The organism is Streptomyces griseicoloratus, from assembly GCF_014534645.1.
GTDB lineage: Bacteria > Actinomycetota > Actinomycetes > Streptomycetales > Streptomycetaceae > Streptomyces > Streptomyces griseicoloratus.
Genome location: NZ_JACVQF010000200.1, coordinates 407,638 through 421,179 on the forward strand (window position 1 = coordinate 407,638; position 13,542 = coordinate 421,179).

At 72.9% G+C, this 13,542-nt stretch carries 8 protein-coding genes; 4 read left to right on the forward strand and 4 right to left on the reverse strand.

Annotated elements, in window-relative coordinates; genetic code table 11:
- Nucleotides 1-11: 11 nt before the first annotated feature.
- Nucleotides 12-2,096, reverse strand: coding sequence for a SpoIIE family protein phosphatase (locus H0H10_RS22325; protein ID WP_188182801.1), 2,085 nt, complete (start codon nt 2,094-2,096; stop codon nt 12-14).
- 331 nt (nt 2,097-2,427) lie between these two features.
- Here H0H10_RS22325 and H0H10_RS22330 point away from each other — a divergent pair, with 331 nt between their 5' ends.
- The 3 genes from H0H10_RS22330 (at nt 2,428) to H0H10_RS22340 (ending at nt 5,044) form a co-directional block, all read left to right on the forward strand.
- Nucleotides 2,428-3,189 carry a hypothetical protein gene (locus tag H0H10_RS22330; protein ID WP_188182802.1) on the forward strand — a complete coding sequence of 254 codons (762 nt, stop codon included), beginning with the start codon at nt 2,428-2,430 and terminating at the stop codon, nt 3,187-3,189.
- 254 nt (nt 3,190-3,443) lie between these two features.
- On the forward strand, nt 3,444-3,836 hold the full coding sequence (locus tag H0H10_RS22335) for a hypothetical protein (protein WP_188182803.1): 393 nt from the start codon (nt 3,444-3,446) through the stop codon (nt 3,834-3,836).
- Between the two features lie 122 nt (nt 3,837-3,958).
- The gene (locus tag H0H10_RS22340) at nt 3,959-5,044 is read left to right on the forward strand and encodes a GNAT family N-acetyltransferase (RefSeq protein WP_188182804.1); all 1,086 of its coding nucleotides are present in this window, start codon (nt 3,959-3,961) and stop codon (nt 5,042-5,044) included.
- Nucleotides 5,045-5,125: 81 nt separating this feature from the next.
- Here the strand turns inward: H0H10_RS22340 and H0H10_RS22345 are convergent, their stop codons facing one another.
- From H0H10_RS22345 to H0H10_RS22355, 3 genes are all read right to left on the reverse strand, one after another.
- Nucleotides 5,126-8,752, reverse strand: coding sequence for an RICIN domain-containing protein (locus tag H0H10_RS22345; protein ID WP_188182805.1), 3,627 nt, complete (start codon nt 8,750-8,752; stop codon nt 5,126-5,128).
- A gap of 101 nt (nt 8,753-8,853) precedes the next feature.
- Nucleotides 8,854-10,275: a Gfo/Idh/MocA family protein gene (locus H0H10_RS22350; RefSeq protein WP_188182806.1), complete on the reverse strand. Its 1,422-nt coding sequence runs from the start codon at nt 10,273-10,275 to the stop codon at nt 8,854-8,856.
- A 116-nt stretch (nt 10,276-10,391) separates the two neighbouring features.
- Complete coding sequence (locus tag H0H10_RS22355; protein WP_223180207.1) at nt 10,392-11,483, reverse strand: LacI family DNA-binding transcriptional regulator; 1,092 nt, start codon at nt 11,481-11,483, stop codon at nt 10,392-10,394.
- A 227-nt stretch (nt 11,484-11,710) separates the two neighbouring features.
- On the opposite strand from H0H10_RS22355, the gene H0H10_RS22360 reads away from it, so the two are divergent.
- Entirely contained in the window at nt 11,711-13,528 is a 1,818-nt protein-coding gene (locus H0H10_RS22360; protein ID WP_188182807.1) for a glycoside hydrolase family 35 protein, read from the forward strand.
- Nucleotides 13,529-13,542 lie beyond the last annotated feature (14 nt).

Genomic DNA, 13,542 nt, shown 5'->3' on the forward strand with positions numbered 1-13,542 from the left:
CCCCGGCGCGCTCAGAGCTGGTCCAGGGCTATCTCGCACCACACGGTCTTGCCGGCGCCGCGGGGTTCGATGCCCCACGAGGTCGCGAGTTCCTCGACGAGCAGCAGCCCTCGGCCCGAGGTGCACTGTTCCGTGGCGGCCCGGCGCCTGGGGGTGACCGGTGAGGCGTCGCTCACCGCGAGCCGCAGGCCCCGGCCGCCCCGGTGCACCGGCCTGGCCGTCAGTGTGGCGTCGCGGCCGGTGTGCAGGAGGGCGTTGGTGGCGAGTTCGCAGGCCAGCAGCTCCGCGGTGTCGTCGAGTGCCTCCAGCGACCAGTCGTGCAGTGCCGCGCGCAGGGCGAGCCGTACGGCCACGAGCGCGTCGGGGTCGGCGGGGGAGATCGTGGCTTCCATCTGCGGCACCGGATCCGGTCCGGCGGCCCGGGAGCGCTGCAGGACGAGGAGGGCCACGTCGTCCTCCTCACCGGTGTAGGCGGCCATGGTGTCCAGCAGGTGGTCGGCGAGGAATTCCGGGGGCCCGGGGCCGGTGCGGATCGCCTCCAGCAGCCGGGTGCGTCCCTGGTCGATGTCGCGGGCACGGGCCTCGATGAGTCCGTCGGTGCACAGCACCAGGGTGGAGCCGGGCTCCAGGACCGTCTCCAGGGCCGGGTAGGCGGGCTGGGTGCCGGGGGCGGCGAGACCCAGCGGGAGGCCGCCGGGAGTGGCGATCCAGACGCTGCTCCCGTCCCGCCGGCGCAGCACGGGCTCCGGATGGCCCGCGCGCACGATGGAGGTCGTCCCGGTGCCCGGATCCAGCTGGGCGATCAGGCAGGTGGCGAAGCGGTCGGTGTCCAGTTCGGCCAGGAAGGCGGAGGCGCGGGCCATGACGGTGGCCGGCGGGTGCCCCTCGGCGGCGTAGGCGCTCAGCGCTATGCGCAGCTGTCCCATGACGGCCGCGGCCGTCACGTCGTGGCCCTGCACATCGCCGACGATCGCGACGATCCTGCCGTCGGGCAGGCAGAGGGCGTCGTACCAGTCGCCGCCGATGCCGCCGCGGGCCCGGGTGGGCCGGTAGCGGGTGGCGAGGGCCAGGTCGGGCACCTGCGGCAGGCGGCCCGGGAGCATCGCGGTCTGCAGTCCGGCGGCGAGTTCGTGCTCCTGGTCGTACAGGATGGCACGCTGCAGGGACTGGGCGATGACCTTGCCCAGCGCCGTCAGGACCGTCCGCTCGTCCGGCGGGAACCGTGCACCGTGCTCGTAGACGAGTCCGACGGCGCCGATCGGCGTGTCCTGGGCGATCAACGGCAGGAAGGCCGCCGCCGCGGTCTCGGGGAACCTCTTCAGGTACGGCTGCAGCGCCCGGTAGCGCACCGCGATCTCCGCCCGGCCGGTGACGAAGACCGGCCGGCGGGTGCGGACGGCCTCGGCCAGGGGCAGGGGCGCGCCCAGCCGGGACAGGTGGAAGTCGCGGACCAGCTCCTCGGGCAGGCCGTTCGCCCCGACCAGCTCCATGCGCCCGTTGTCGATCAGGCCGAGAACGATGCCGGAGGCGCCGACCCGCTCCAGGAGGCGGCTGGTGGTCAGCGCCTCGGCAACGTCCTCCACCGTGACGGTCGGGACGAGCACGTCGCTGACGTGCCCCACGATGTCGGCCTGACGCCGGCGGTCGTCCCTGGCCTGGCGCAGTTGCTCGATCTGGTCGAGGGCCAGGAGTTCCTGACTGGCGTCCCGGATGATGCCGATGACCCGGACCGGGCGCCCCTGCGGGTCGCGGACGATGTGCCCCTGGGTGTGCGTCCAGCGCAGCAGGCCGCCGCGGTGCCGTACCCGGAAGTAGAGGCTGAAGCCGGAACGCTCCCGCAGCGCGCGGTCCACCAGTTCCCTGATCGCCGGCAGCTCCTCCGTCACCATGCGCTCCCCCAGGGTCGGCAGACGGCCGTCGAACTCGCCCGGGCGGAATCCCATCACCGCCAGTCCGGCATCGTCGTAGTGCATCACGCCCTCGGCGACGTCCCAGGTGAAAGTGCCCATGCCGTTGACCGCGAGGGCGACGTCGGCGGTGGTGACATGGGGGCTGCGGGCCTGCGGCGGGCCGTCCGGTGCGAAGAAGCGATGCATGACTTCCTCCCGGGCCGCACGCTCTCAGTGCCAGGTGATGCGCCGCGACTACGACAGCTCGGACGTGGCCACGCCTTCATTCTGCGCGGAATCGTGCGCGTGCGCCCGTCCGGCACCGGTGGGCCGGGAGGCCCCCCGGCGCCCGGTCGGCAGGGCGACACGCCGGGGCCGCCACCCGTTCGGCGGGGCCGGGCCGTGAGCGTGTCGGCACCTCCGCGTCTAGGGACACGCCCATCGCCTACGCCGGACGGGGGAGACACGCAACACGACATAGCACCTGGTTCCGGAAAAGCTGGGACGAACATGTCCGCACCCGGAGTCGGAGGATGTCATGCCCGTCAGGAAGACCGTGGTCTTCGCGATCAGCGCGGCCGTGTGCACGGGCGCGTTGGGGGGCGGCTGCACCCAGGCGCCACAGAGCCCCTCCCAGGACCACGGCACGCCCAGCAGCGCCGCTCCACGCCCCGCGCCACCCCGCCCCGCCGCTCCGCCCCCGCCGGTCCGCCTTCTCCCGGAGCTGGGGCCGGCCATGCAGGCCCGGGTCCCCGCCGACACCCGGCAGGCCCTGGTGGTCAGCGGCAGGACGCAGGAGGCGAATCGGGCGCGGGCCGCGCTCTACGAACGGGACACCGGACACGGCTGGCGTCTCGTCGCGGGCCCCTGGCGTGCGCACAACGGCCTGCGCGGCTGGACCAGTGACCACTGGATCGGCGACCTGCGCACTCCCATCGGGGTCTTCGGCCTCAGTGACGCCGGGGGCCGGCTGCCCGATCCGGGGACCAGGCTCCCCTACGACCAGGACCCGCTGTTCCGCGCCGAGGGCACCGGCCACCTCGGCGAACCGCTGGAAGGGTCGTTCGACTACGTGGTCGCCGTCGACTACAACCGGGTCACCGGCACGACTCCGCTGGACGAGACCAGGCCGATGGGCGAGGCGAAGGGCGGCGGTGTGTGGATCCACGTGGACCACCAGGGGCCCACCAGCGCCTGTGTGTCGCTGAGCGAGGACCACATGCGGGCGCTGCTGCGCGCGCTGGACCCCGAGAGGAAGCCGGTCGTCGTCATGGGGCCGCGGGCGGACCTGGCGCAGTAGCCCCGGCGTCGGCCGGGGCCCCTCCTCCGCAGCCCGGGGCAGCCGGCGTCCACCTCCCGTAGACACCCGGTGCGAAACGGCGGCGGAGCACTACGTCTTCGGGCCGAGCCGGGGGTACCGAATCGCCTCACGCGGACTTGACGGGGCGGAAGGGCACTCGGCCTACTGGAAGGCGCAGTAGGGGCGCATTCGGGGGACTCGTCCGGTGTCAGGCTGTATGTCGGCCCCCGCCGAACCAGGTCAGGAGTCCGGCAGTGCGGCATCGATGGGCGGCGGTGACGGTCCTGCTGGCCTGCGTGCTGCTGCGTCTGTTCGTCCCGGAGTCCGCGCCGGACCGGGTGGCGTCGGTGGAGGCCACCGTGGCGGTGGACACGGGAGCGCCCGCCGTTGCGGCCGGAGCCGGCACCGAGACCGCCGGCACATCGTCCCCGTGCGAAGAGGACCCGTCCGTCCGTCATGTCGCGGTGCGGCCGCCGAGGGCCGCGGGAGCGGCCGGGACGGGCGGCCAGAAGCCTGCCGGAACCCCGGCCCGGGCGGGCACCGTGGTGCGTGGCGCCGCGGAATCCGGCGCTCCGGGAACCGGGCACGCACCCGGGACGCGTGCTCCCGGCCCAGGCGCACCCGGACTGCAGACCTTCCGCTGCTGAGTGACGGCGGTACGACCCAGGGCCTGTGCCGTGCGGCCCGCGTACCGCCTGGTGCCGGGACGGGACACGGTGTCGAGCAGGCCCTCGTGTGTTCTCCATCGACGACGCAGGAGGCGACGGACGTGTCGGGAAAGCGCATTCTCGTGGTGGGACCGGGCGAGCTGAACGCGGACGACCGGAAGATCTGGCGCGACATCAGAACGGCTGCCGGAGCCCCGGCGAACCCCTTCATGGACCCGGCGTTCACCACGGCCGTCGGGCAGGTCAGGCCGCAGGCCAGAGTCGCGGTGCTCCAGGAGGACGGCTGCCCCGTCGGATACTTCCCGTACGAGAGGGGGTTATCGGGGCGGGGCCGGCCCGTCGGGGCGGGGGTGTCGGACAGTCAGGGTGCCGTTCTGCGCCCGGGAATCCGGCTCGACGCCCGCCGGCTGTTACGGGCGTGCGGACTGGCGTCCTGGGAGTTCGACAACCTGGAGGACGGTCAGCACGTGTTCGTGCCGCACGCGGTGGAGGAGCTGGCCTCCCCCGTCGTCGACATCGGGGCGGGGTTCGAGCGTTACACGGAGGGGCTGCGCCGCAGCTCGCCCGCCTTCCTCAAGCAGATCCTGGCCAAGGAGCGCCGGCTCGCCCGCCGGGTCGGCGAGGTGCGCTTCGCGTACGACGCGCGGGATCCCGGCGCGCTGCGGGCGCTCATGCGGTGGAAGTCCGCCCAGTACCGGCGGACCGGCCGGCGGGACCGGTTCGCGCAGGAGTGGATCACCCGGCTGGTGGAGCTGCTCGCACGGAGCGAGGAGCCCGAGTGCCGGGGGGTGCTGTCCGTCCTGTACGCGGCCGGCCGGCCCGTGGCGGCCCACTTCGGGCTGCGCTCGCAGACGGTGCTGTCCTGGTGGTTCCCGGCGTACGACCCCGCGTACGGCAAGTACTCGCCCGGGCTGGTCCTGCAGCTGCGGATGCTGGAGGCCGCGGCGGCCGACGGGATCGGGACGGTCGATCTCGGCAGCGGGCCGGCGCGCTACAAGGACTCGTTCAAGACGCGTGACCTGCGGGTGTACGAGGGTGCCGTGGTGCGTCCGGGGCCGGGTGGGGCCGTGCACTGGCTGGGCAGGGAGCCGGCCCGGGCCGCCCGCCGCTTCGTACGCGACCGGCCCCGGCTGGCCCACGCCGCCCGCAGGGTGCTGGCGGAGGCCGGACGCCTGCGGGACCGCTGAACGCCCGTGCACCCGCCGCAGCGACCCGCCACGGCCGCGGCTGCGGTGGCCGTGGCGGGCGGGCGCTGCGCGGCGGGGGGGTCAGGTGGCCGTGGCCCGCCAGCGCTGGCGGGCTCCCCCGTCGTCGGTCGCCTGGACGACGAGGCCGTCGGCGGTGGCGGTCAGGGAGAGTCCGCTGTGCTTGGCCCTCAGCGTCAGCGTGCCCTGGTCCTCGGTGACGGTCCAGCGCTGGTTGGCTGTGCCGGTGCAGGTGTACTGGACCACCTCGGCCCCGGACGCCTGCGAGCTCGCGGCCACGTCCGCGCACAGTCCGCTGCCGGCGTTCTTCAGCTGGTAGGTGCCGTCGTCGTCGCGGGTCACGTTCCACTTCTGGGCCGGCGACGTCGAGGCCTGCCCGATCCGCAGCCGGCCGGCGCCGGTGTCGCCGGGGGCCTCCAGCCGTCCGCCTCCCCCGGTGGTCGCCAGCGCGTACTGGCCGTCCGGCACCGGCGGCGGGACGATCTCCTCGTCGCCCACGTCCAGGGCGAAGACGTGCACGGCGCTGTTCGCCGGCAGGGTGACCGCGGCGACCTCCTTGCCGGGGTCGATGCGCAGGGTCTTGGTGTAGAGGCGGTACTCGACGGTCTCGTAGGCCGGTCCGGACGGGGTGTTCTTGCCCTTGGTGGTGATCGCCGTCTTCGCCCCGTACCGGTCGGCCGGCAGACAGCACCAGTTGGGAAAGCCCAGTTTGGCCTCGGTGGCCGTGCCGTCGGTGTAGTGCACGGTCGCCGTGCCCTCGGCGCTGCCGCTGGTGCCGGTGCCGAGGAAGGCAAGCGCGTTGCCCTTCTGCTGACCGGAGACCTTGATGGTCTGGCCCTTGCCCGTCACGTTGTCGGGGGTGCCCGGCTCGGCGTCGGGCCAGGTGAAGGTGAAGCCGTTCGCCGCCACGGTGGCGCCCGGCGAGACGCCCTTCGCCGCCAGCCGTTCGGCGATGAAGCTGGAGCCGCCGCCGTCGATGTCGCCGGGCGCGGGGTCGTCCTGCCTGGTCACGCCGACGTTGTCGGCGGCCGAGGCGAGTGAGGGGTGGGCCAGTGTGGTCCCGGTCCGGGTGCGCACGGTGTACTCCTTGTTCCGCGTCGCGTAGGACGCCGTGGCGGAGACCTCGTACTTCCCCGGGCGGGCCTCGTCGGCGGGTGTCACCGTGAAGCGCGCGGTGAAGGTGGCGCCGTCGGGCAGGTCCCGGGTGCCCGTCGGTCCGGCGGCGTCCGTCTTCCAGCCCTCGGGTGCGTCGACGGCCGTTCCGGTCACCGTCACGGGCTTGCCCGTGTCGTTGGTGAACGCCACCTCGACCTGCTGGGACCGGCCGACCGTGCCGACGGCCGCGGTGGTCGCGTCGAGGCCGACGGCACGGTCCTGGGGATGCGTGCCGCCGACGGAGCCGGCGCCGTCGATGCGCACCGTCAGCCGCTCGCCGGTGGGCACCTCGGCGGTCTTGACGTGGACGACGCCGGTGCGGCCGTCGTAGTACCAGCCCGAGGGCGCGGTGCCCAGTTCCCGCTCGGAGGCCACCTCGCGCAGTCGCTGTCCGGCGGCCCGCACTCCGGACGGGGCGGTGTCGGTGTGCACGGTCAGGCCGTAGCGGCGCTGGACGGGCTTGCCGTCGTAGGCGCCCCTCAGTTCGCCGATGCGGATCTCCACCGGGCCGCGACGGCGGGCGTCCGGCGCCGAGACCTCGATCTTCTGGGCGGCCGACTGGCCCGTGGCGTGGTCCCGGGTGCGGCCGTCGTCCTCGTGGAGCGTGAAGGAGGAGTCGCCCTCGGGGTAGACGTCGAGGTCGAGGCGCCCGGCCTTCTTGCCCTGCGCCCAGTCGGTGGTCCCCTCGGGGAACATCGGCACGATCGCGCCGGCGCGGACGAACAGCGGGAGCGTGTCCAGCGGTGCCCGGTAGCCGTCGAGGGTCCGGCCGCCCTCGTGGACGCGGCCCGTCCAGTAGTCGACCCAGCGGCCTTCGGGGAGGTGGATGCCGTCCCGGACGTCGCTGTCCTCGTAGACGGGGGCGACCAGGAAGTCGTCTCCGGCGAGGAACTGGTACTTGGCCCGGTCGCCCCATGTTGCGGGGTCGTCGGGGTAGTTCAGGTACAGGGGCCGGGTGGGGCCGACGCCGTTCCTCGCCGCGTTCGCCAGGTGGGTGGAGAAGTAGGGCAGCAGGCGCTCGTGGAGCAGCAGGTACTTCTTGTTGATCTCCGTGTACGGCTCGCCGTAACGCCAGGGCTGCTTGTCGCTCGCCGCCCAGCCGCTCATGCCGTACGTCATCGGCAGCAGCATCTTCCACTGCAGGTCGCGCACATAGGTCTCGGCGCTGCCGCCGAAGATGCCGTCGATGTCGCCGGTCGTCACGGCCTGGCCGGACATGGTGGCACCGGCGTAGGTCGGGATCTGCCAGCGGATGTAGTCCCACGAGCCCGACTGGTCACCGCTCCACATCGCGCCGCAGCGCTGGGTGCCCGCCCAGCCCTCGATGGTGAGGACGGTCGCCCGGTCGCGGCTGTGCCGCTCGATGCCGTCCCGGGCCTTCTCGCAGGCGTCGAGGGCGAAGCGGTAGCCGGGGCCGACCCAGGCGACGTCGGTCTTGCGCACCCGCACCCCGGCGGCGACCTCGGACTCCTGTTCCGTGAGGTCCGCCTCGGTCCACAGGCCGAGTTCGGCGCCGTGCCCGTGCAGCATGTCGCCGGTCTCGGGAAGGTCCTCGTAACCGCAGCCGTAGCCGTCGTTCACCAGCATCCAGCCGAGCGGGATGCCCCGCTCGGCATAGCCGGCGGCGATCTCCCGGGAGTCGCGCAGCGTCTCGCGTTCACCGCGGTTGGCGTTGTGCAGGTAGCAGTCGGCGTCGCCGATCTCCAGGGCGTACATCGGCAGCAGGGCGGGGCGGCCGGTCAGTTCGGTGTAGCCGTCGATGACGTCCTTGGCGTCGCCGACGAAGTAGTAGGCGTCGAAGCGCTGTTCCGCGTGTGTCGTCCGCACCGGCGCGCCGAAGTCGTACCGGCCCGGGGCGAAGGTGTTGCGCAGCACCCCGTAGCCGTTGCTGGAGAGGTAGAACGGGGCCGCGTTGGGGTTGCCGCCCTCGTTCCAGTCGTAGTCGCGGCTGATGTCGATGGTCTCGCCGCGGTGGCTGAAGCTGCCGTTCTGCATGCCGCCGCCGAAGAACTGCTCGCGCTCGCCCTGCCGGAGGGTCTGCACGGTGCCGTCGTCGGACCAGGCGAGCGGTGCGGTCTCCCGCCACAGCTGCCGGCCGTCCTCGTCGGCGAGCGCCAGGGTGACGGGCGACTTGGTGACCGTCAGCGTCGCCTCGTCGGTGCGGATGACGTAGGCGTCGTCGGTCTCGGTGTGGGTCGAACGCGCGCCCTGGTAGTCGTTCTTGACGACGATGTCGGCGTCGGGGGCGTCCGGGTCCTCGGGGTCGTCGTTGGCCGGATCGGAGAAGCGGCCGTCGGGTGCGAGGTGGACGCGGAAGAGGTCGTCGTCGGGGAAGCTGATGCGCAGCTCGGCGTCGCCCGCGGTCACGGTGTAGGTGTCACCGTCCGCGGTGAAGCCGGTGGCGTCGCCGAGCCGGCCGCCGGCGGCCTCGGACGTGCCGGACGGCTGGGCGGCCGCGTACGACGGCACCAGTGCCGCGACCAGCGCGGCGGCCAGGGCGGAGACGAGCAGTCGCGCTCGGGACTGACGGTTCACGGGGTCCTCCGGTGGACGAGCGGGGGAACGCCGGGGCCCAGGCCCTCGGTCCTGCGGGTGTGCGGCCGGCCGGCCGCGGTGCCGTCGTACGCGCACGGTGTTCAGCCGACGGGCGGCATGTCGGTGGGGGTCGAGTCGAGGCCCGGCCTCCGCTCACGCCAGGCGCCCCGGGTGAAGTCGGGTATCTCGACCGGACGGCCTCCCCTGGCCAGGGACGCGGCGCTCAGCGGTACCGGCGCGCACCAGGCCGCCGAGTCGTACACGTCGATGTCCGGCACCAGTCCCGCGCGCATCAGCTGGACGGTGCGCCACTGCAGGACGTAGTCCATGCCGCCGTGACCGCCGTTGTTCGCCGCGTCGTCGCCGACCTTCCGCCACAGCCAGTGGTCGTACTCCTTGCGGTAGTCGGCGAAGTCGCGCCATGTGTGTCCGCCGTGGTCGGGTTCGAGGTAGACCCGCGCGCCGGTCGGGGCGGGCCCCGCGTAGTCCTCGACGATCCCGCGGCTGCCGGCGAGGGTGTTGATCCGGCTGTAGGGCCGGGGCGAACTGACCTCGTGCTCGGCCCGGATGGTCCTGCCCCGCTCGGTCTCGATCATGCAGGTGATCAGGTCGCCGTTGATGTAGGTCTCTTTCCAGGACGGATGGTCCCGGGGGACGAAGCGTTCGCGGTAGTCGGCCAGTCCCCTGGGGGCGGTCGCGGTGGCGCTCAGGGTGGTCATGCGGTCGCCGCGGTTGATGTCCATGGCCGCCGCGATCGGGGCCAGTCCGTGCATGGGGTAGAAGGAGGCCGTGCTGCGGGTGTGCCACAGCCGCCGCCAGGAGTCGGTGTAGTAGGTGTCGGAGAAGAGGAGTTCGCGCAGGTCGTGGCAGTATCCGCCGTGGCCGTTGGTGATGTCTCCGAACAGGCCGGCGTGCGCCATCCTGAGCATGGCGAGCTCATTGCGGCCGTAGTTGCAGTTCTCGGACAGCATCAGGTGCCTGCGGGTGCGCTCGGAGGTGTCGACGAGGTCCCACAGCTCGCGCAGTTCGGTGGCGATGGGCAGCTCCACCACGGCGTGCTTGCCGCTCAGCAGCGCCGCCCTGCCGTGTTCGTAGTGGAACTCCCACGGTGTGGCGACGTACACCAGGTCGATGTCGTCGCGCTGGAGCATCTGCGCGTAGGAGTCGGCGGAGCCTCCGTACTCGGCCGGCCGGGGCTCGCCCTTGCTCACCAGCCGGTCGGCGGCACGTTTGGCGCGGTCGGCGCGGATGTCGCAGACGGCGGTCACGGTGCAGCCGGGGACGGCCGCCCAGCCCGTGATCATGCCTGCGCCCCGGTTTCCCAGGCCGATGACGCCGACACGGACGGTTCTGTGGGCGTCGTAGGGGACGCCGATCATCGACTTCTGGCCGGGTCTGCGGCGGGGCGCCGGCTCGGCTGCCGACGCGGTCGGGGCCGCGGCGGTCATCCCGGCCGCGAGCGCGCCGGTGGCGACGGCTCCCCCGAGGAGCAATCGACGTGAGACAGCGGGCATTTCGGACATGACGGCAACACTCCTCAGTGGGTGGCCTGCATCACTGTCGGAGCATGACTCTGCGGGCTCGCCAGTTACATGTCAATACGTGCTCGATATGAAGCCGTTCCGAGCAGTACCGAGCATCAAGGTCGCCGGCCGGCACGGCCCGGTGCCGGTGCGGTGCTGGCGCGCACAATCAGCGCGGGCTCCACGGAGGCGGGCTCCGGCGGTGCCTCCGGGTGCTCGACGAGCCGCAGCAGATGGGTCACCGCCAGCGCTCCCATCTCGGCGAACGGCTGGGCGACCGTGGTCAGCGAGGGCGAGCAGTACTCGGCCAGCGCGATGTCGTCCACGCCGACGACGGAGATGTCCTCCGGCACCCTCCGGCCGAGCTCGTGCAGGGCGCGGATCACCCCGAAGGCCATCTCGTCGCTGGCCACGAACACCGCGGTGACGTCGGGGATCTTGCCGAGGATCAGCCCGTTGCGGTAACCGGAGGCGGGCGTCCAGTCGCCCTCCAGCACCGGCGGGACCGACAGCCCCTCCGCCTCCAGCGTGTCGCGCCAGCCCTCGACGCGGCTGGCGGCGTCCAGCCACTCCTTCGGCCCCGCGACGTGCCAGACGGTCTCGTGCCCCAGCTCGATCAGGTGACGGGTCGCCAGACGCGCCGCCAGCGTCTGGTCGACGGCGACGACCTCGGTGGCGGCGGTCCGCGATCCGTCGACGGTGACGGTCGGCACCGAGCGGGTGAGCTGCTCGATCCTCGGGCTCACATGGACCAGCGGCACCGAGAGGACGACCCCCTCGACCCCCTGCTCCGCCAGCCGGGACATCGCCCCCTCGATCGCCGCGGTGTCCAGCGACGCGGTGGTCGCGGTGCTGACGGAGTACCCGGCCTCGCGCGCCGCCGTCTCGATGCCGAAGGTCAGGTTCGTGCGCGAGTAGAAGTTGGTCTGCAGGGTCACGACACCGATCGTCCGGCTGCGGCCCGAGGACAGTGTCCGCGCCGCGTTGTTCCTGCGGTAGCCGAGCTGTTCGACGGCGGCGAGCACCTTGGCCCGGGTCTTCGCCTGCACGTTGGGGTGGCCGGCCAGGGTCCGGGACACCGTCTGGGCCGAGACCCCCGCGAGCCGGGCGACATCGGTCATGCCGGGCTGCCGCGCGGCGCCGTCACCGGCCGTCCGCCCGGTGGTGCGCCCGAGTCCCTCGCCGGCTGCCGGTGTTCGCGATGCCATCGCTCGTTCTCCAGAGAAAAACCGCGGCTCTCGGCCGCTTCGTCGCAGGTGCTGCTCCCGCGAGGCAGTCTAGCCACGCGGGCCCTATTGGCATCGATAACATCCTCTGCCATAGTTCCGGCCATTGCCCGGGACCGGTTACGCGGGCTCCCGTGTGGGGAGCCGATGCCGACGAGGGGACGGAATCACAGCGAGATGGCATCGATAACATCACAGGGAGCCGCCACGTGAGCAGCACGCCGCCGCAGGATCCCCCGCCCGGGCCGGAGCCCGTCCTCACCCACGCCGACGGCCGGTTCCTGCGCTCGGGCCGGCCGCACCGCGTACTCGCCGGATCGCTGCACTACTTCCGGGTCCACCCCGACCAGTGGGCCGACCGGCTCCGGCGGGTCGCGGCCATGGGTCTCAACACCGTGGACACCTACGTCCCCTGGAACTTCCACGAGCCGCGCCCGGGACGGTACCGCTTCACCGGCGGACACGACGTCGAACGGTTCCTGCGCACCGCCCAGGAGACCGGCCTGGACGTGATCGTGCGCCCCGGTCCGTACATCTGCGCCGAGTGGGACAACGGCGGGCTGCCCGTGTGGCTGACCGGGCGGCCGGGGATGCGTCCGCGCTGCTCCCACCAGCCCTACCTGGACGCCGTGGGGCGCTGGTTCGACGAGCTGGTACCGCGCATCGCCGCCCTGCAGGCGTCCCGTGGCGGTCCGGTGGTCGCCGTCCAGATCGAGAACGAGTACGGCAGTTACGGGGACGACCACGACTACGTCCGCTGGGTGCGGGACGCCCTCGTGGCGCGCGGTGTCACCGAACTGCTCTACACGGCCGACGGGCCGACCGAGCTGATGCAGGACGGCGGGTCCCTCCCCGGTCACCTCGCGGCGGCGACGTTCGGCTCGCGCGCCGACGAGGCCGCCGCGCTGCTGCGCACGCGCCGCGGGGACGAGCCCTTCGTGTGCGCCGAGTTCTGGAACGGCTGGTTCGACCACTGGGGCGAGAAGCACCACGTCCGCACGGTGGAGAGCGCGACACGGACGCTCACCGACATCCTCGACGCCGGCGGCTCGGTCAGCCTCTACATGGCGCACGGCGGCACGAACTTCGGCCTGTGGGCGGGGGCCAACCACGACGGTGACCGGCTCCAGCCGACGGTGACCAGCTACGACTCGGACGCGCCGATCGCCGAGCACGGCGCCCTCACCCCCAAGTTCTTCGCGTTCCGGGAGCGGCTGCGTGCCGTCACGGGGGTCCCGGAACGCCCGCTGCCCCCTCAGCCGCGCCTGCTGGCCCCCCGTACCCTGCCCGTCACCGCGGGAGCCGGTCTGCCGGCAGCGCTGAGGGCGGTGTCCGAGCCGGTCCACTCGCCCCATCCGCTGAGCTTCGAGGAGCTGGACCAGGCCTCGGGGCTCGTCCTCTACCGGGCGCTGCCGCGGCTGCCGAACGGCACCCACACCCTGACCGTCTCCGGCCTGCACGACCGCGCCCAGGTCTTCGTCGACGGCGTTCCCGTCGGCGTCCTCGACCGGGAGACCGCCTCGCTCGGCCTGCCGGGCCGGGGTGAACGCGTCCGTCTGGAACTGCTGGTGGAGAACCAGGGACGCGTGAACTACGGGCCGCTGCTCGGCGCGCACAAGGGCATCCTCGGCGGCGTGTCGGTCGGCCGCCGGCTGGTGCACGGCTGGACGATGCACCCGCTGCCGCTCGACACCTGGACGCCGGACGACCTCGCACACGCGGTGTCGGCCGCGGCCCCGGACGGCCGCGCCGGGTTCGCGACGGCACGGTTCACGCTCTCCGAGCCGGCGGACGGCTTCCTCGCCCTGCCCGGTTTCGCCAAGGGCTTCGTGTGGGTCAACGGCACGCTGCTCGGCCGGTACTGGGAGATCGGCCCCCAGCGCACCCTGTACCTGCCCGCGCCGCTCCTCGTCCCCGGTGAGAACACCCTCACCGTGCTGGAACTCCAGCGGCTCGGCGACCACGTGGAGCTGCGCGACCGGCCCGAACTGGGGCCCGCCGAGGAGTACGTCGAGACCTTCTCCTGACCGCCCGTCACCAC